This window comes from Cryobacterium cheniae, from assembly GCF_004403395.1.
In the GTDB taxonomy this organism is placed as follows: Bacteria; Actinomycetota; Actinomycetes; order Actinomycetales; family Microbacteriaceae; genus Cryobacterium; species Cryobacterium cheniae.
The window spans coordinates 47,710-65,940 of sequence record NZ_SOGN01000008.1 but is presented as its reverse complement, the minus strand read 5'-3'; the positions used below and the strand labels follow the sequence as shown (position 1 = coordinate 65,940).

12 protein-coding genes are annotated in these 18,231 nt (G+C 69.4%); 6 read left to right on the top strand and 6 right to left on the bottom strand.

What is annotated here, in order from left to right:
* Nucleotides 1-2 precede the first annotated feature (2 nt).
* Both gatC and E3T23_RS01090 read right to left on the bottom strand, forming a co-directional pair.
* A complete protein-coding gene (gene gatC / locus E3T23_RS01095) occupies nt 3-299 on the bottom strand; it encodes an Asp-tRNA(Asn)/Glu-tRNA(Gln) amidotransferase subunit GatC (RefSeq protein ID WP_166806150.1) in 297 nt (98 codons plus the stop codon).
* A 38-nt stretch (nt 300-337) separates the two neighbouring features.
* Nucleotides 338-1,717: an alpha/beta hydrolase gene (locus E3T23_RS01090; protein ID WP_134368575.1), complete on the bottom strand. Its 1,380-nt coding sequence runs from the start codon at nt 1,715-1,717 to the stop codon at nt 338-340.
* A gap of 297 nt (nt 1,718-2,014) precedes the next feature.
* Between E3T23_RS01090 and E3T23_RS01085 the strand changes: the two genes are divergently transcribed.
* Nucleotides 2,015-2,560, top strand: coding sequence for a PadR family transcriptional regulator (locus E3T23_RS01085; RefSeq protein WP_134368574.1), 546 nt, complete (start codon nt 2,015-2,017; stop codon nt 2,558-2,560).
* Nucleotides 2,557-3,333: an alpha/beta fold hydrolase gene (locus tag E3T23_RS01080; RefSeq protein WP_134368573.1), complete on the top strand. Its 777-nt coding sequence runs from the start codon at nt 2,557-2,559 to the stop codon at nt 3,331-3,333. Before E3T23_RS01085 ends, E3T23_RS01080 begins: the two co-directional genes overlap by 4 nt.
* A 2-nt stretch (nt 3,334-3,335) precedes the next feature.
* Here E3T23_RS01080 and ligA read toward each other — a convergent pair whose 3' ends face one another.
* From ligA to E3T23_RS01065, 3 genes are all read right to left on the bottom strand, one after another.
* Nucleotides 3,336-5,711, bottom strand: a complete 2,376-nt coding sequence (gene ligA, locus E3T23_RS01075; RefSeq protein WP_134368572.1) for an NAD-dependent DNA ligase LigA — start codon at nt 5,709-5,711, stop codon at nt 3,336-3,338.
* Nucleotides 5,704-6,924, bottom strand: a complete 1,221-nt coding sequence (mnmA, locus tag E3T23_RS01070; protein ID WP_174843823.1) for a tRNA 2-thiouridine(34) synthase MnmA — start codon at nt 6,922-6,924, stop codon at nt 5,704-5,706. Before mnmA ends, ligA begins: the two co-directional genes overlap by 8 nt.
* A gap of 172 nt (nt 6,925-7,096) precedes the next feature.
* A complete protein-coding gene (locus E3T23_RS01065) occupies nt 7,097-8,281 on the bottom strand; it encodes a cysteine desulfurase family protein (protein ID WP_134368680.1) in 1,185 nt (394 codons plus the stop codon).
* Nucleotides 8,282-8,376: 95 nt separating this feature from the next.
* Here E3T23_RS01065 and glgX point away from each other — a divergent pair, with 95 nt between their 5' ends.
* Together glgX and ybaK are read left to right on the top strand one after the other, a co-directional pair.
* A complete protein-coding gene (gene glgX, locus E3T23_RS01060) occupies nt 8,377-10,419 on the top strand; it encodes a glycogen debranching protein GlgX (RefSeq protein ID WP_134368570.1) in 2,043 nt (680 codons plus the stop codon).
* 15 nt (nt 10,420-10,434) lie between these two features.
* Nucleotides 10,435-10,929 (top strand): Cys-tRNA(Pro) deacylase, encoded by a 495-nt coding sequence (gene ybaK / locus E3T23_RS01055; RefSeq protein WP_134368569.1) that lies wholly within the window; start codon nt 10,435-10,437, stop codon nt 10,927-10,929.
* An 88-nt stretch (nt 10,930-11,017) separates the two neighbouring features.
* On the opposite strand, the gene glgP is transcribed toward ybaK, so the two are convergent.
* Complete coding sequence (glgP, locus tag E3T23_RS01050; RefSeq protein ID WP_134368568.1) at nt 11,018-13,591, bottom strand: alpha-glucan family phosphorylase; 2,574 nt, start codon at nt 13,589-13,591, stop codon at nt 11,018-11,020.
* An 80-nt stretch (nt 13,592-13,671) separates the two neighbouring features.
* Here glgP and E3T23_RS01045 point away from each other — a divergent pair, with 80 nt between their 5' ends.
* A complete protein-coding gene (locus tag E3T23_RS01045; RefSeq protein WP_174843822.1) occupies nt 13,672-15,747 on the top strand; it encodes a maltotransferase domain-containing protein in 2,076 nt (691 codons plus the stop codon).
* A complete protein-coding gene (gene glgB / locus E3T23_RS01040; RefSeq protein ID WP_134368567.1) occupies nt 15,744-18,119 on the top strand; it encodes a 1,4-alpha-glucan branching protein GlgB in 2,376 nt (791 codons plus the stop codon). Before E3T23_RS01045 ends, glgB begins: the two co-directional genes overlap by 4 nt.
* Nucleotides 18,120-18,231 lie beyond the last annotated feature (112 nt).

Below are 18,231 nucleotides of genomic sequence, written 5' to 3'. Positions count from 1 at the left end.
GGTTACTCCTCGTCCAGGATTGCGGGCACGCGGAACTTGTCGCCGTCCCGGTCGGGGGCTCCGGAGAGCGCCTGCTCGACCGAGAGTGAGGGGACAACCGTGTCGGCGCGGAAGACATTGGTCAGCGGCATCGGGTGGCTCGTCGCCGGCACATCCGGCGTGGCCACTTCGGCGACCTTCGCGACCGAGTCAACGATCTGACCGAGTTCGGTCGTGAGGCGGGCGATCTCCTCCGAGCTGAGGTCGATCCGGGCAAGGTTGGCCAAATGGGCAACCTGCTCGGCCGTGATTTCAGACATGTTGCTCCGTACGATCGTCGGGGGTGGATCCCCCAATTCTATTCGGAGCCGTCGGTGACAAGATCCGCGTTGCCGGTTCCGATCAGCGCCATGTTGTGCAGGGACTCGCTGCCCCGGTCGAAATAGGCGTTGTGGCCGACCGATCCGGTCAACCGGGAGCCGGTGACCCGGTCGTGCCCGCCGGAGACGCCGAGGGCCTTCGCGCCGTAGGATGCGGCACCGGGGTCGCTGCCGAAGAACGCGCTGTTCACGGTCGGGTCCCAGTCGGCACTGCCCACGTAGACGTTGCCCGGCGCGACACTCAGGCTGTCCACGGACTGCACCTGGCTGCCCGGGGAGCCCACCAGCACCAGGGCGTCCACCCCGAAGGTGCCGCGGGCCAGTGCCGTGAGTGCCACGGTTGATCCGTACGAGTGCGCGAGCACGGAAACGAAGGGCTGACGCGTGCCGCGATCGGCTTCGATGCCGAGTGCCGACTGTTCCAGGAAGTCGGCGCCGGCCTCCGCCAGGCCCGTCCCACCCACGTTGAACAAGTGGGGTGTCTCATAGCCGATCCAGGCGATCGTGGCGACGCCGGCGACTTCGGCGTCGAACTTGCCCGTCAGTGCCTGCCCGGCGGCGGCCTGCCCGCGCAGCACATCGATCTGCTCCGTGTACACGGCGTCGGCCGTGTCGGTCCAGTTGACGATCTGCTGCTCGACCGTGTAGTTCATACCGGGCACCAGATAGGAGACGAAATCGGCGGTATCCGGGTTGCCGAGGGCGATCGCGGCACGCCCGCCGCCTGTCGGGTCGAGGAGGATCAGGGACCGGCGGGGTGCGCCGTCGGGGGTGCGCAGTGCCGCCTTGACCTGAAGCAGGACGGTTAGTTCCCGGGTGAGCACCGTGCGCTCGTTTGCGTCGTTTGCGTCGAGTGCGTCGGGTGCGTCGGGTGCGTCGGGTGCGTCGGGTGCGTCGGCCAGCCTCTGTGAGACGTCGGCCAGGCGCTGCGTGAGGTAGCGGGCGTTGGCGCGGCCTCGCTCCCGGAAGGGGACGCCCTCCAGGTTGCCGACGAGCTTGGGTGCGGCCGCCAGCAGCGCGGACCGCTCGGCAGCGCCGAGTTCGGTCCAGAGGCCGGCCACCGCGGAGGCTGCGGGCGGCGCCGTCAGCAGGGCGTCGACCTGGCCGGGGGCCTGCTGCACGAACGCGGTCAGATCGGCGACCGTGAGGGTGGACAGGCCGGCCAGCAGGTTGGCGCCGGTCATCCCCCGCACGGATGCGAGAGTGGCGACCGTGCTGGACCGTGGGACGGATGCGATCGGTTGCGCGGACACCATCGGGTCGCCGGCGACGGGCACCCCGACGGAGGTGCCGTTCCGCGCCGACAGGTTCAGCCACAGCGGTTCGGTCGCAGCGGGTTCGGCACCCCGGTTCGGCACCGGCTGCCCCTGTACCGTGTTGCTGAGTGCGTGTACTCCAAAGGTCTCACTGGCTCCGTTGAGAGCCAGGGAGAGCGATAGAACCGCCGCTTCCAACAGCAAACCTGGGTACGTCCCCTCACGAACACCGAGCAGCAATCCAGCCCGGCCTACAAAGACAAGCACTGCCTCTCCAGAGTACTGAAACGGATGGTGCGTCCGTGCCCCCACAGTGGGTTTGGGAGACCCCCGATAGAGGGGCATTTGCGAGAAAAATGATACTTGCGTAGTCCTGTATAGGTGTGGTCCAATATGTACATGTCGCTCAAAATCGCCCTTCTCGGGATCCTGGACCTCGCACCGATGACGGGCTACGACCTCAAAAAGAGCATCGAGGCATCCGTCGCCCATTTCTGGTCGGCCGACCAATCCCAGATCTACCGCACGCTCGCGGCACTGGTCGCCGACGGCCTCGCCGAGGTCGAGGTCATCCCGCAGGACGGGCGCCCCGACCGGCGCGAGCACCACATCACCCCGGCCGGCCGTGCGGCCCTGAACGACTGGCTGCGGTCACCCCTGGAGCCGGAGACTCCGCACGACGCGTTCCTGATGCGGCTGTTCTTCGTCGGAACGCTGGGGGTGCCGGCCACCCGGGCGGTGCTGCGGGCCCGGCGCAGCCAGGCCATCGCGATGCTGGCCGGACTGCGTTCCGTCGCCGAGCAGGACCAAACCCACCGCGAGCCCGATGATCGTGCACCGGACGACCTCGGGCGTAGGCTGCGCTTCGCCACGCTGCGGAACGGCATCCTCCATGCCGAGGCGGAACTCGCGTGGCTGAACGAGACGAAGGAGGCCCTCGGATGAGCAGTCACCGCTATCCCCTGGAACACGGCGAGGACACGGCAGGGACCGACACGATCGTGTTCCTGCACGGCGGCACCGTGGCCTCCTGGTCCTGGCAGCCCCAGGTGGAGGGTATGCCGGATCGGCACCTGCTCACCCCCGATCTGCCCGGTTTCGGCGACCGGACCGAGGAGGACTGGCTCTCCCTCGGGCAGTCCGCCGACGACGTGGCCGGTCTCATCGCAGGCCACGCGCGCGGCGGCCGGGCCCACCTGGTGGGGCTCTCCCTGGGCGGGCTGGTTGCCACCCACGTGATGGCCCGGAACCCGGGAGTGCTGCGCTCATGCCTGGTGTCCGGGGTGCCGCTCAGTGGTGTGCACGGTGCCGCGCGGTTCCTGAACACGCTGCAACTGCCGCTCTGGGACAGGGCCTGGTATTGGCGGGCCCAGGCGAAGGCCTTCGGTCTGCCCGCCGACGCGGTGGACCTGTTCGTGGAACATGGCCTGCGCATCCGAACAGACAACGCCCGGCGCGTGTTCGACGATGTGAGCCGCGGCGGAGCCCCGGAGGGGCTGGGGCGCTACCACGGGCCTCTGCTGGCGGTGGCCGGCGAACGGGAGTCTCGTCTCGTCCGGAACAGCTTCCCCCTGCTGCAGTCAAGGCTGCCTCAGACCCGCACCTGGATCGCACCCGGCATGCACCACGTCTGGAGCATCGAGAATGTGGACCTGTTCACCCGGATGGTGCGCGGCTGGGTCGACGCGTCGGAGGTGCCGGCCACCCACCCCGGCTGAGGTCAGGCCGGGCCGGTGTCGGCTGCCGCCGTTGATGACCCTGGGGCGTCTGTGTCGGCGTCGGCGTCGGCGTCGGCGTCGGCTTCGGTATCAGTGTCGGTGTCGGTGTCGGTGTCGGTGTCGGTGTCGGCCGGTGTCTCGGACAGCGCCGCCGGCCCCTCGGTGACGAGCAGGTGGAACTGGGCGGCGTCCAGGATGCGCAGGCCGAGCGCCTCCGCCTTGCCCAGCTTCGACCCGGCACCCGGACCGGCAGCGACGAAGTCGGTGTTCTTCGACACGCTCCCGGCGGACTTGCCGCCGGCGGAAATGATCGCCTCCTGCGCCTCTTCCCTGGTGTAGCCCTCGATCGAGCCGGTGGCCACGACCGTGAGTCCGGCCAGCACTCCCCCGGCGGCCGCCGCGGCACCCGGACCCGGATGGCCGGGGGTCGTGAACTGCACGCCGGCCCGCGTCCACTGCTCCACGATGCCCTGGTGCCAGTCGACCTCGAACCAGGCGATGATGGCGTCCGCGATGATGCCGCCGACACCGTCGACCTGCGCGAGCTCCTCGCGGGACGCGGCGCGGATCAGGTCGAGGGATCCGAAGTGACCGGCCAGGGCGCGCGCCGCCACCGGCCCGACGTGACGGATGTTGAGGGACACCAGGAGCCGCCACAGCGGTTTCGTCTTCGCCAGCTCGATCTCGCGCAGAAGCTTGACGGCGCTCGACGACGGCTGCGGGCCCTCACTGCCCTGCTTCTTCTCGGCGGCGGTGGGGTTGCGCCGGAACGGGGTGCGCAGCCGCACGGAACCGTCGTCCTCTTCCTTGGCGAGCCCGGTCTCGGCGTCCCGCACGATGACCTCGATCGGCAGCAGGTCGCCGAGGGTGAGATCGAACAGTCCGGCCTCGGTGGGTAGCGGCGGCTCCGCCGGACGGGTGGGCTGGGTGAGGGCCGCGGCGGCCACCTCGCCCAGCACCTCGATGTCGAGGGCGCCGCGGGAGCCGATGTGCTCCACCCGGCCGCGCACCTGGGCCGGGCAGCTGCGCGCGTTCGGGCAGCGCAGATCGATGTCGCCCTCCTTGGCCGGGGCCAGCGGCGTGCCGCACTCCGGGCAGTTCACGGGCATGACGAAGGCGCGCTCGGTGCCGTCCCGCAGCTCGAGCACCGGGCCGAGCACCTCGGGGATGACGTCGCCGGCCTTGCGCAGCACGACGGTATCGCCGATCAGTACGCCCTTGCTCTTGACCACGTCCTGGTTGTGCAGGGTGGCCTGGCGCACCTCGGAACCCGCGACGCGCACCTTCTCCATCACGGCGAACGGGGTGGCGCGGCCGGTGCGGCCCACGCTGACGACGATGTCGAGCAGCCGGGTGTTGACCTGCTCCGGCGGGTACTTGTAGGCGATCGCCCAGCGCGGTGCCCGGCTGGTGGCACCGAGCTCGGCGTGCAGGGCCAGCTCGTCGACCTTGATCACGATGCCGTCGATCTCGTGGTCGACGCTCGCCCGGTGCTCGCCGTAGTACGCGATGAAGTCGGCCGCTCGCTCCGCAGAGGGTTCCACCCGGTAATAGCTGCTGGTGGGCAGAGCCCAGCCCTGCAACAGGTCGTAGACACCGGATTGGGACGCGACCGGCGGGCTGGTCCACGCGCCGATGCCGTGCACCAGCATCCGGAGCCGGCCGAGCCGGGCGTGCATCAGGCGCAACGGTTCCGGGGCCTTGCCCTCCGCCTTCTGGCGCAGGGAGCCGGCCGCCGCGTTGCGGGGGTTCGCGAAGACGCGTTCGCCGGCGGCGACCTGGGCGGCGTTGAGTTCGAGGAAGGCGGCGACCGGAAAGAACACCTCGCCGCGCACCTCCATCAGGGCGGGATGCCCGGTGCCCGGCAACTGCCTGGGGATTCCGGGAACCCACGCGACGTTCTCGCTGACGTCCTCCCCGACGACCCCGTCGCCGCGGGTGGCGGCGCTGACCAGCACCCCGTGCTCGTAGCGCAGGTTGATCGCGAGCCCATCGATCTTGAGTTCACAGAGGTAGTGCACGGGCCGCCCGGCGTCGCGCTCGACCTTCGCCGCCCAGAGTGAGAACTCGCCCTGCGAGAACACGTTGTCGAGGCTGAGCATGCGTTCGGCGTGCTGCACCGGATCGAACAGGCTGGTCTCGGCGCGGCCGCCCACGGTCTGCGTGGGGCTGTCCTGGCTGGCCAGCTCGGGGAATTCGCGCTCGAAACCGGCGAGCCGGCGTACCAGCTCGTCGTACTCCGCGTCGGAGATGATGACCTCGTTGCGGTCGTAGTACGCGTCGCGGGCCTCCAGGATGCGCCGGGTCAGGTCGGCGACCTCGGCCGCCGCGACGTGCAGGGCCGCGTCCACCGCGGGAGCGGGCTCTGGGCTACGCATCGACGGCGACGGGGACGTCGAGGGCGCTGGTCTCGGCAGTGTGGACGGCTGTGTCTGCGGCAGTGTCGACGGCGCTGACCGTGCGGTCGATGGTGCACTGGCCGAGCACGCGGGTGCCGAGGTAGACGACGGCGGTCTGCCCGGGCGCGACGCCGGTGAGCGGCTCGGCCGGGACGATGACGAGTTCGGTGGTGGCGCCGGTCCCGTGGCTCGCACTGGTTTCGGCGGACGAGCCGGCCTTGATCGGAACCACCCGGGCCACGGCGGGAACCGGGTCGGCGTGCGCGCGGATCTGCACGTCGCAGTCGAAGGCGATCTCCGGGTGCGCGGGGGCGACGCCGCACCAGGTGAACTTGGTGCCGGCGATCTCCTTGATCGCGAGGGCCTCTTTCGGCCCGACGACGACGGTGTTGGAGATCGGACGCACCTCGAGCACGAACCGCGGCTTGCCGTCGGCGGCGGGGGTTCCGATCTGCAGCCCCTTACGCTGACCGACGGTGAACGCGGCGGCGCCCTCGTGCCGGCCGAGGGTGTTGCCGTCGCGGTCCAGGATGTCGCCGGTCGCCGGCGGCACACGCTCGGCCAGCCAGCCTCGGGTATCGCCGTCGGGGATGAAGCAGATGTCGTACGAGTCGGGCTTGTTCGCCACCGAGAAACCCCGTTCGGCGGCCTCGGCGCGCACCTCGGCCTTGGACGGCGTCGCTCCGAGCGGGAACATCGAGTGTGCGAGCTGGTCCTGGGTGAGCACGCCGAGCACATAGGACTGGTCCTTGGCCCAGGCGCTGGCGCGGTGCAGTTCGCGGTTGCCGTCGGCATCCGTCACGATCGTGGCGTAGTGACCGGTGGCGACGGCGTCGAAGCCGAGGTCGAGGGCCTTTTCGAGCAGGGCGGCGAACTTGATCCGCTCGTTGCAGCGCATGCAGGGGTTCGGGGTGCGGCCGGCGGCGTATTCGGCGATGAAGTCATCGACCACATCGAGCTTGAAGCGTTCGGAGAAATCCCAGACGTAGTACGGGATGCCGATGATGTTGGCGGCCCGCTGAGCGTCCATCGAATCCTCGACGGTGCAGCAGCCGCGGCTTCCGGTGCGCAGGGTGCCGGGCATCCGGCTGAGCGCCAGGTGCACCCCGACCACCTCATGTCCCGCCTCGACCATGCGGGCTGCGGCGACGGCGGAGTCCACCCCACCGCTCATTGCTGCCAAAACCTTCACCTGACGAGTGTAATCGGGCAAAGCCGAATGGCCAACGCGCCCGGCACCGGTCCCTCTCGCGCGCGGCCTCCGCGCGGGAGCTGCGCCGCTGTGCGCGCGGCGTGCCATGCGCGGAGCGGCGCAGCACCCGCGTAGCGGGCGAGAACGGTCAGCGACGGATGCGCGGGCGCGCTCAGCGCCCCGGCACCCGGTCGGCCAGGCCGGCCTTGGCCGCCCGGGCGTGGGCGGCGGGGAGGGCGGCGAGCAGGGCGTCCACGTCGGCCTCGGTGTTGGTGCGGCCGAGGGTGATCCGCAGGGCGCCGCGCGCCTCAGCCTCGCTGCGGCCCATGGCGCGCAGCACATGCGAGGGCTCGGGGACACCCGCCTGGCAGGCGGACCCCGTGGACACCGAGATGCCGGCCACGTCGAGCAGGAACAGGAGCGAGTCGCCCTCGCAGCCCGGAAAGCTGAAGTGCGCGGTGCCCGGCAGGCGGTCCTGCGGGTCCGCGGCGCCGTTCACGACGGCGGACGGCACTGCCGCGCGGAAGCCGGCGACGAGCCGATCGCGCAACGCGGAAACCCGCGCGTTCTCGGCCGGGAGGTCGTGCACGGCGTTTGCCGCGACCGCGAACGCCACGGCCGCCGCGACGTCCTGGGTGCCGCTGCGCACCTGACGCTGCTGCCCGCCGCCGTGCAGCAGCGGCTCGATCGTGGCGCGGCGCGAGAGCGCGAGCGCCCCGATCCCCACCGGGCCGCCGATCTTGTGCGCGGAGACGCTCAGCGCGGCCACCCCGGCCTGGCTGAGGGCGTGGAAGTCGATCGGAACATGGCCGTACGCCGCCACCGCGTCCACATGCACCGGAATGCCGTGGGCCGCCGCGAGCGCCGCCACCTCGGCCACCGGCTGCAGGGTTCCGACCTCGTTGTTGGCACTGAGCAGCGTGACGAGAGCGATGTCGTCGGGATTGACGGCAATGCATTGGGCGACCGCGGCCAGGTCGATCCGGCCGGCGGTGTCCAGCGGCAGCCACTCGACCACGGCGCCCTCGTGGCGTTCGAGCCACTCGACGGTGTCCATGGTGGCGTGGTGCTCCCCTCCGGGAACGAGGATGCGGTTGCGCGGCTGCCTGGCCCAGAACAGCCCCTTGATGCCGAGGTTGATCGCCTCGGTGCCGCCGCCGGTGAAGACCACCTCGATCGGGTCGCAGCCGAGGCTGGCGGCGACCTGCTCGCGGGCCTCCTCGAGCATCCGTTTCGCGTTCTGACCCTGGCTGTGCACGGATGCGGGATTGCCCACCACAGCCAGCGCCCGAACGTAGGCGTCGATGGCGTCGGGCAGCATCGGGGTGGTCGCCGCATGGTCCAGGTAGATCGCCATCTCGCTCCGTCCGCGCGCGCTCGGGTGCCGAAGGCCCCACCGGAGGGTCTCCTGCTGGTAAAAGTTCATCTGGTGTACTCATTACTCTAGAACGCATGACCCCGCCTGATCCCCTGCGCAGCCTCGGCGTGCGAGTCACCTCCCACGGCGGCGAACTCCGCGTGTGGTCGGAGACCGCCGACTCCATCGACCTGTGCATTTTCGACGCCACCGACCCGAGCTGGATCATCAAGACCGTGCCCATGGTCAAGGATGAGCACGGTGTCTGGTCAGGACGTTCCCGCACCCTCTCCCCCGGACGCCGCTACGGCATCCGGGTCTCCGGCCCCACCGCACCCCGCAACTCCTTCCACCCCGAGAAAACGCTGGTCGAACCGTATTCCCGGGGACTCGTCCGGGTCGGCCCCGACCAGTGGCAGTCTTCCGTCGTCGACGACGACTTCGACTGGGCCGGTTCGGTCAAACCGCGGATCGCCCTGGACCACACGGTGGTCTACGAGGCCCATGTTCGCGGCCTGACCAACCTCAGTCCCTCGGTCCCGGCGAACCTCCGCGGCACCTACGCGGGCCTCGCCCACGAGTCGACCATCCACTATCTGAAGAACCTCGGCGTGACCAGCGTCGAACTGCTCCCGGTACAGGCGTTCGTGTCCGAACAGCGCCTGATCAAACAGGGTCTGAGCAATTATTGGGGTTACAACACCTTCAATTTCTTTTCTCCGCACGCCGATTACGCCACCCAGGCGTCGCAGGCCGCGGGACCGGAGGCGGTGCTCCGGGAGTTCAAGGGCATGGTCAAACTCCTGCACGAGGCGGGCCTTGAGGTCATCCTCGACGTGGTCTACAACCACACCGCCGAGGAGGGCCCGAACGGCCCGGTCAGCAGCCTTCGCGGCATCGACAACGCCGCCTACTACCGGCAGAACAGCGCCGGCGGCTACACCGACGTGACGGGCTGCGGCAACACGCTGAACGTGTCTCATGACGTTCCCCGCCGCCTGGTGCTCGACTCGTTGCGCTATTGGGCTAACGAGGTGCAGGTCGACGGCTTCCGATTCGACCTGGCGGCCACGCTCGCCCGGGACGAGAACGTCGAGTTCCAGCAGAACAGCCCGTTGCTCGCCGAGATCGCGGCCGACCCGGAACTCTCGAAGGTGAAACTGATCGCCGAACCCTGGGACATCGGGATGGGCGGCTGGCAGACCGGCAACTTCCCCGACGGCTGGACCGAGTGGAACGACCGCTACCGCGACCGCATGCGATCGTTCTGGCTGACCGACCTCGCGGCCGCCCGCGACGGGCACGCCGGCAGCGGGATCGGGCGCTTCGCGACCCGCCTGGCCGGTTCCGCGAACACCTTCTCCCGGGAGCGCGGGCCGCTCGCCTCGCTCAACTTCATTACGGCCCACGACGGTTTCACCATGGCCGACCTGACCTCGTACAACGTCAAGCACAACGTCGGCAACGGGGAGTCGAACCGGGACGGCACGGACTCCAACAACTCGTTCAACCACGGCGCGGAGGGCCCGACCCGGGACCGGGACATCCTGACCACCCGGCGCAAGGCCATGCGCAACCTGCTCGCGACGCTGCTGCTGTCGGCCGGAGTGCCGATGATCACCGCGGGCGACGAATTCGGCCGCAGCCAGCGCGGCAACAACAACGCCTACTGCCACGACAGCGAGCTCACCTGGCTGAACTGGGACCTCGACGACTGGCAGGAAGACCTGCACCGGGTGACCCGGCGCCTGCTCCAGCTGCGGCGCGAGAACCCGGCGCTGCGCCCGGTGAGGTTCGGACGCCCCGGCGAAACGATCCTCAGCGCCAGCGAAATGGACTGGTACAACGTGGAGGGCCGGTCCATGTCCGAGGAGGACTGGCACTCCCCCCAGGAGCGCACCCTCCAGTACCTGGCGGCGAGCACCCCGGAGCACGAGGAGTTCAACCGCATCCTGCTGATCGTGCAGGGCCGTGAGGAAGAGGTGACGGTGACGCTGCCCCTGCACAAGGGCGTCACGTCGTACTCGCTGCTCTGGGATTCCAGCCACGACGACCTGCGCGACGCGGTCATCGAGCACGCCCCCGGGGACCGGTTCCTCGTGCCGGGCGCCTCGATGCAGTTGCTCCGGGCGCATTGAGCGTCGGTCGCTGAGGTGGCGAAGCGGGTGGAGGGAAGCGTCGGAACGCCGGCGACGGTGGCGCTCGTGCACGCCGGGATCCCGTTCACCCCGCACGCTTACGCGCACGAGGCGGGGTCGACGAGTTTCGGGCTGGAAGCGGCCGGGAAGCTGGGCGTTGATGCCGGCCGGGTGTTCAAGACGCTGCTGACGGATGTCGACGGCCGGCTGGTCGTCGGCGTCGTGCCGGTCACGGGGCAGCTCGACCTCAAGGCCCTGGCCGTCGCCGTGGGCGCGAAGCGGGCCGTGATGGCCGACCCGTCCCTCGCCGAGCGCAAGACCGGCTACGTGGTGGGCGGCATCAGCCCGATCGGGCAGAAGAGCCGGCTCACGACCGTGGTCGACGAGAGCGCCCTGGGGTTCGACACCGTTTTCGTCTCCGGCGGGCGGCGCGGCTTCGACATCGAGCTGACGCCGGCCGACCTCGCCCGGGCCGCATCCGCGGTGTTCGCGGCGATCGCCCGCGCCTAGTCGTTTCGAGACCCGCCGAACCGTGAGAAACGCCCCCTCGAACGCGGGCAAAGGGGGCGAAACTCACGGCTCGGCGGGGACTCCGGGGTTAGCCGGCGACGGCGATCAGCCCCATCTCCGCGGGGCTCACCAGGAGCTCGTTGCGGGGCACGACCCGCACCGAGTAGCCGAATGCGCCGCCACGGTCGAGTTCGATCGTGCCGGTGAACAGGGTCGGCGCGCCGGCATCCGTCACGCCGGTCACGAACGGTTCCGCCGCCAACGGCATCGCGATGACGTCGGTCAGATCATCGTTGCCGAGGCTCTTGCCGTAGACCACCTCGACGGTGACGTCCTCGGGCGCCAGGCCGTTCAGCTGGATGTGCGCGCGCAGGTGCAGCGCGTCGCCGACCTGCGGCACCGTGGCGACGCCGCCGGATTCGACGTGGGCCACGGCGACCCCGGGCCAGCTCGACACGATTCTGCCCTTCCACCCGGCCAGTTCCCGTGCCGCGCGGTAGTTGTTCTCGGCGAGGCGGGCCTCGGCCTTCCCGGCCGGCCGGTACAGCTTCTGCACGTACTGGCGCACCATCCGGCCGGCGTTCAGCTCGGGTGACAGCGTCGCCAGGGTGTGCCGGATCGACGACACCCAGCGTTCGGGCACCCCGTCGGCGTTGCGGTCGTAGAACGGCGGCGCGACCTGATGCTCGATCAGTTCGTAGAGCGCGTCGGCCTCGATCCGGTCGCGTTCGGCGGCGTCGCCGGCGGAGTCCGCGGACGGAATCGCCCAGCCGTTTTTGCCGTCGTAGTATTCCGGCCACCAGCCGTCGAGGATCGACAGGTTGAGGGCGCCGTTGAGGGCCGCCTTCATACCGGAGGTGCCGCAGGCCTCCAGCGGGCGCAGCGGGTTGTTCAGCCACACGTCGGTCCCCGGGTACATGAGCTGGGCCATCCCGATGTTGTAGTCGGGCAGGAATGCGATTCTCGTGCGTAGTTCGGGGTCGGCCGCGAACTGCACGATCCGCTGGATGAGCCGCTTGCCCTCTTCGTCGGCCGGATGCGACTTACCCGCGATCACGATCTGGATCGGGTGCTCCGGGTGGAGCAGCAGGGCGCGCAACCGCTCGGGGTCGTGCAGCATCAGCGTCAGGCGCTTGTAGGTCGGCACGCGGCGGGCGAACCCGATCGTGAGCACGTCGGGATCGAAGACATTGCCGATCCAGGACGGCACGATGCCGCCCGGGTTCTGGTCTTGCCAGGCAGCCGCGATCCGGCGGCGGGCATCCTCGACGAACTGACGCCGCATCTGCCCGCGCACCTGCCACAGGTCCGTGTCGGACACGGCGGGAGACGCCCAGTCGGCCTCGGAGGTGTCGCTGGTGCCCAGGCGGTTCTGCGCGAGCGCGAGGAGGGCCGGGTCGGTCCAGGTCGGGGCGTGCACGCCGTTCGTGATCGAGTCGATGGGAACGTCGGCGGCGTCGAACCCCGGCCAGAGGCCCTTGAACATCACCCGGCTGACTTCGCCGTGCAACTTGGACACGCCGTTGGCGTGCTGCCCCAGACGCAGGCCCATCAGGGCCATGTTGAAGACGTCCGGGTTGCCGTCCGCGAAGTTCTCCGCGCCGAGGGCGAGGAGGTCGTCCACGGCGACGCCCGGAAGCAGGTCGGTCTCGAAGTAGCGTCGCACCAGGCTGCGGTCGAACCGGTCGATGCCGGCGGCGACCGGGGTGTGGGTCGTGAACACCGTTCCGGCCCGGGCCACCTGCAACGCCTCCGCGAAGCTGAGCCCCTCACCGATCAGGCTGGAGATGCGCTCGAGCCCGAGGAACCCGGCGTGACCCTCATTGGTGTGGAACACCTCGGGGTCGGCCTGCCCGTTGAGGCTGCTCCACTTCTTGACGGCGCGCGCGCCGCCGATGCCGAGCAGCAGCTCCTGCAGCAGCCGGTGTTCGCCTCCGCCGCCGTACAGGCGGTCGGTGACCAGTCGCAGTTCGTCGGTGTTCTCGGGGATGTCGGTGTCGAGCATCAACAGGCGGATGCGACCGACCATCGCCTGCCAGACGCGCGCGTGCAGGGTTCGGTCATCGGGCAGGGCGAGGGAGACCTGTACGGGCGAACCGTCGGCCCGGCGGAGCACCGACAACGGCAGGCCGTCCGGGTCGAGGAGCGGGTAGCTCTCCAGCTGCCAGCCGTCGGGCGAGATCGCCTGGCTGAAGTAGCCGGCGCGGTAGAACAGGCCGACTCCGACCAGCGGCACGCCGAGGTCCGAGGCGCTCTTGAGATGATCTCCCGCGAGGATGCCGAGTCCGCCCGAATACTGCGGCAGTGCGGCGGCGATGCCGAACTCCGGGGAGAAGTAGGCGATGGATGCCGGCTTGTCGCCCTCGAGCCCCTGGTACCACCGGGGCTTCTCGAGGTACTCACGCAACTCGTCCCGAGTGGCGTTCGCCCACGCCACGTAACCGTCGTCCTGGGCGAGGGATTCGAGGCGGGCCGTGTCGACGGCCCCCAGCAACGCGACCGGGTCGGTCCCGATCTCACGCCACAATTCGGGGGCTATGTGCTCGAACAACTGGCGGGTCGGCTCATGCCAGGACCAGCGCAGGTTGGCGGCAAGCTCGTCGAGCGCGGCGAGCGACGCGGGCAGCACGGTTCGGACGGTAAATTTGCGGATCGCTTTCACAACTTCAGCCTAGGGGCGGGACGTGTCGCACGGGTTAATGGAGGCAGCATTGCACTCCCAATCCGCGCTACGGTCAGTAGGTGGCTAAGACAGTAAAACGCACAGGCGCGGCTCCTGAAACCCCCGGCGCGGTTCAGGAAGTCCAGACGACAGTCCCGGCAGAACCCCGGATCGGGCGTATCCCGATCCTCGATCTGGCCCCTCAGTTGAACGACAACCTCTGGCCGCCGAAGGCGTTCGCCGGCGAAGCGGTGCCGTTTGCGGCGACCGCCTTCCGGGAGGGACACGATCTCATCGGCGTCATGCTGCTGCTGACCGCCCCGGATGGAACCGAATCGCAGCATCCGATGGCCCTGAAGGCCCCGGGCACCGACCGCTGGGAGACCCTCGTCACCCTGGGCACCCAGGGTCGCTGGCAGTACCGCGTGCGCGCCTACGCGGACGACTGGGCCACCTGGCTGCACAACGCCTCGCTGAAGATCCCGGCCGACGTCGACGTGGAACTCATGTTCCTGATCGGGTCGGAGCTGCTGAAACGCGAAAGCGCCGACCAGGCCCGGCCTCTCCCCGAGCGCCGCGCGTTGGCCACCGCCGCGACGACCCTCGTCGACCCCGCCAAATCTGTTGCCGACCGCTTCGCCGTGCTCGGCAGCCCGCAGCTGGCCGCCGCGGCCGCCGTGCGCCCGATGGCCGGGCTCGAATCGGTCTCGGAGTCCCGCACCGTCCTGGTCGAGCGCACCCGGGCCGGAGTCGGCTCCTGGTACGAGTTCTTCCCGCGGTCGGAGGGCGCCGTCCAGCGCGTCGACGGCTCCTGGCAGAGCGGCACCTTCCGCACCGCCGCAGACCGGCTCCCGGCCGTGGCCGCGATGGGCTTCAACGTGCTGTACCTGCCGCCGATCCACCCGATCGGCCTGGCCTTCCGCAAGGGACCCAACAACACGCTCAACGCCGGACCGAACGACCCGGGCTCGCCCTGGGCGATCGGATCGGCGGACGGTGGCCACGACACCATCCACCCGGATCTCGGCACCGTGGCGGACTTCCAGGTCTTCCTCGCGGCCGCTCGCGAGAACGGCCTCGAGGTCGCCCTCGACCTGGCCCTTCAAGCGTCGCCGGACCACCCCTGGGTCACCGAGCACCCCGAGTGGTTCACCACGCTGCCCGACGGCTCCATCGCCTACGCCGAGAACCCGCCGAAGAAGTACCAGGACATCTACCCGATCAACTTCGACAACGATCCCCTGGGCATCCGCGCCGAAGTGCTGCGGATCGTGCGCTACTGGATCGGCGTCGGCGTCAACATCTTCCGGGTCGACAACCCGCACACGAAACCGCTCGACTTCTGGGAGTGGCTGATCTTCGAGATCAACGCGGAATTCCCGGATGTCTTCTTCCTCGCCGAGGCCTTCACCCGGCCGGCCCTGCTGCAGGGTCTGGGCAAGGTGGGGTTCCAGCAGTCCTACACGTACTTCACCTGGCGCAACACGAAGAAGGAGCTGTCGGAGTTCTTCGACGGGCTCGCCCACGAAACCGCCGACTTCCTGCGCCCGAACCTGTTCGTGAACACGCCCGACATCCTCTCCGAATACCTGCAGTTCGGCGGCCCGGCGGCGTTCAAGATCCGGGCGGCCCTCGCGGCCACCGCGGCGCCGACCTGGGGCGTGTACACGGGTTTCGACCTCTTCGAGAGCGTGGCCCGGCCCGGAGCCGAGGAGAACATCGACAACGAGAAGTACCAGTACCGGCCGCGTGACTTCGCGGCCGCCGAGGCCGCCGGCGCCTCCCTGGCGCCCTACCTCACCCGCCTCAACCGCATCCGTGCCGAGCACCCGGCACTCGGACAGCTGCGCAACCTCGATATCCACGAGAGTGAAGACGAGGGCATCCTCGTCTACAGCAAGTTCCTCGACGCCCCGTTCACGGGCACCGGGCAGCCGGACGCGCTGATCATCGTCGCGAACGTCGACCCGCACTCCGTGCGCCAGACCGTCGTGCACCTCGACGTCGCCCGGTTCGGTCTCCCCTACGGCTCCTCCTACGAGGTCGAGGACCTGATCACCGGTGCCGTCTGGACCTGGTCGGCCGACAACTTCGTGCGTCTCGACGCATTCACCGAACCTGTGCACATCCTGCACGTGAAGGGACCAGCTCAATGAAGGACGCACAGGCACGTTCGGGCAAGAAGTCCGCGGGCAAGAAGTCCGCCGACAAGAAGATCGCCGACAAGAAGAACGTGGACCGGAAGGGCGCCGAGCAGGCACCGGACTCCCGGACGTCGGCCGCGCGGGCTTCTGCCGAACCGCGGCACTCCGCCGAACCGCGGCACTCCGCCGCGAAGGTGGAGCTGCCGGTGATCGCCGAACACATCCTCGCCAGCGTCGCCACCGGCAGCTACCACGACCCGCACGAGGTCCTGGGGCAGCACCTGCTCGAGCAGACCGGCATCGCGGACCCGCTCACCGTCGTCCGTGCCCTCCGGCCGTCCGCAATCGAGGTCTTCGCCGTGCTGCCGACGGGTGCACATGTGGAGCTGGCGCACCTGGGCCACGGCATCTGGCAGGGTGTCTGCACACTCGGCCTGCAGGACTACCTCGTGGAGGCCCGCTACAGCGACGGCCCCACCTGGATCGTCGACGACCCCTACCGCTACCTGCCCACTCTCGGCGAACTCGACCTGCACCTCATCGGGGAGGGCCGCCACGAACGCCTCTGGGACGTCCTCGGCGCCCATTACCGGCCAGGCGCCGGCCCGCTCGGCACCACGTCCGGCACCTCCTTTGCAGTGTGGGCCCCGCACGCCCAGGCCGTCCGCGTGATCGGTGACTTCAACCAGTGGAGCGGCACGCTGCACGCCATGCGCAACATGGGCAGCACCGGGGTCTGGGAGCTGTTCGTGCCCGGGCTGACCGCCGGATCCAACTACAAGTTCGAACTGCTGACCCGGTCGGGCGACTGGGTGCAGAAGGCCGACCCGATGGCCCGCTACACCGAGATCCCGCCCAAGACGGCCTCCATCATCGGTGAGACCAGCTACGAGTGGGCGGATGCCGGCTGGCTCACCGACCGTTCGGCCACCGACCCCCACAACCGGGCCATGAGCATCTACGAAATGCACGTCGGCTCCTGGCGTCCGGGGCTCAGCTACCGCGACCTCGCCGACCAGCTGATCGACTACCTGAACGAGCTGGCGTACACGCATGTGGAGTTCATGCCGCTCACCGAGCATCCGTTCGGCGGCTCATGGGGCTACCAGGTCACCGGCTACTACGCGCCGACGAGCCGTTTCGGCCACCCCGACGACCTGCGCTACCTGATCGACCGGCTGCACCAGGCCGGCATCGGCGTGCTGATGGACTGGGTGCCCGGGCACTTCCCGAAGGACGACTTCGCGCTGGCCCGCTTCGACGGCGAAGCGCTGTACGAGCACCCGGACCCGCGCCGCGGCGAGCAGATGGACTGGGGCACCTACGTCTTCGACTTCGGCCAGAAGCAGGTGCGCAACTTCCTGGTCGCGAACGCCCTCTACTGGCTAGAGGAATTCCACATCGACGGACTGCGGGTCGACGCCGTCGCGTCGATGCTCTACCTGGACTACTCCCGTGAGGACGGCCAGTGGGAGCCGAACATCCACGGCGGCAACGAGAACCTCGAGGCGATCAGCCTGCTGCAGGAGATCACGGCCACCGCCTACAAGCGCAATCCCGGAGCGGTGATGATCGCCGAGGAGTCCACCAACTGGGGTGGGGTGACGGCACCGACTTCGGCCGGAGGCCTCGGCTTCGGCTTCAAGTGGAACATGGGCTGGATGCACGACACGCTGGAGTACATGGCGGTCGACCCGATGTACCGGGCCCACCACCACAACCAGATCACGTTCTCCTTCGTCTACGCGTTCAGCGAGAACTTCCTGCTCCCGATCAGCCACGACGAGGTCGTGCACGGCAAGGGCTCCCTCGTCTCCAAGATGCCCGGCGACTCCTGGCAGCAGCTCGCGAACGTGCGCGCCTACTTCGCGTTCATGTGGGCGCACCCCGGCAAGCAGCTGCTGTTCATGGGCCAGGAATTCGGGCAGCGCTCCGAGTGGAGCGAGGCCAGGGGTCTGGACTGGTGGACCCTCGACCAGCCGGCCCACCGCGGCCTGTTCAATCTGGTCGGCCAGCTCAACCGGGTGTACCGGTCGAACCCGAGCCTCTGGGCCCAGGACAACGACCCGAGCGGGTTCGAGCTGCTGGACGGCGGAGCCGCCGACCAGAACGTCGTCTCATTCCTGCGCTGGGACGCCGACGGCAACCCGATCGCCTGCCTGTTCAACTTCTCCGGAGCGCCGCACACCGACTTCCAGGTCGGCCTGCCGTCCGCCGGGGTGTGGGAGGAGATCCTGAACACGGATGCCGACGAGTTCGGCGGTTCCGGGGTCGGAAACCTGGGCGCCGTGACGGCGGTCGACGTTCCCTGGGCCGGACGCCCGGCATCCGCCGTGGTCACCCTGCCCCCGCTCGCCGGTCTCTGGCTGCGCTTGAACCGCTGACAGCCCGGAATGCTCGCGCGAGAGCGCGAAAATGGCCCCTTCGGCATCGCCGAGGGGGCCATTTTCGCGCTTTCGCGGAGTACCGGGTATCGGGTGCCCGGTACCGGGTCGG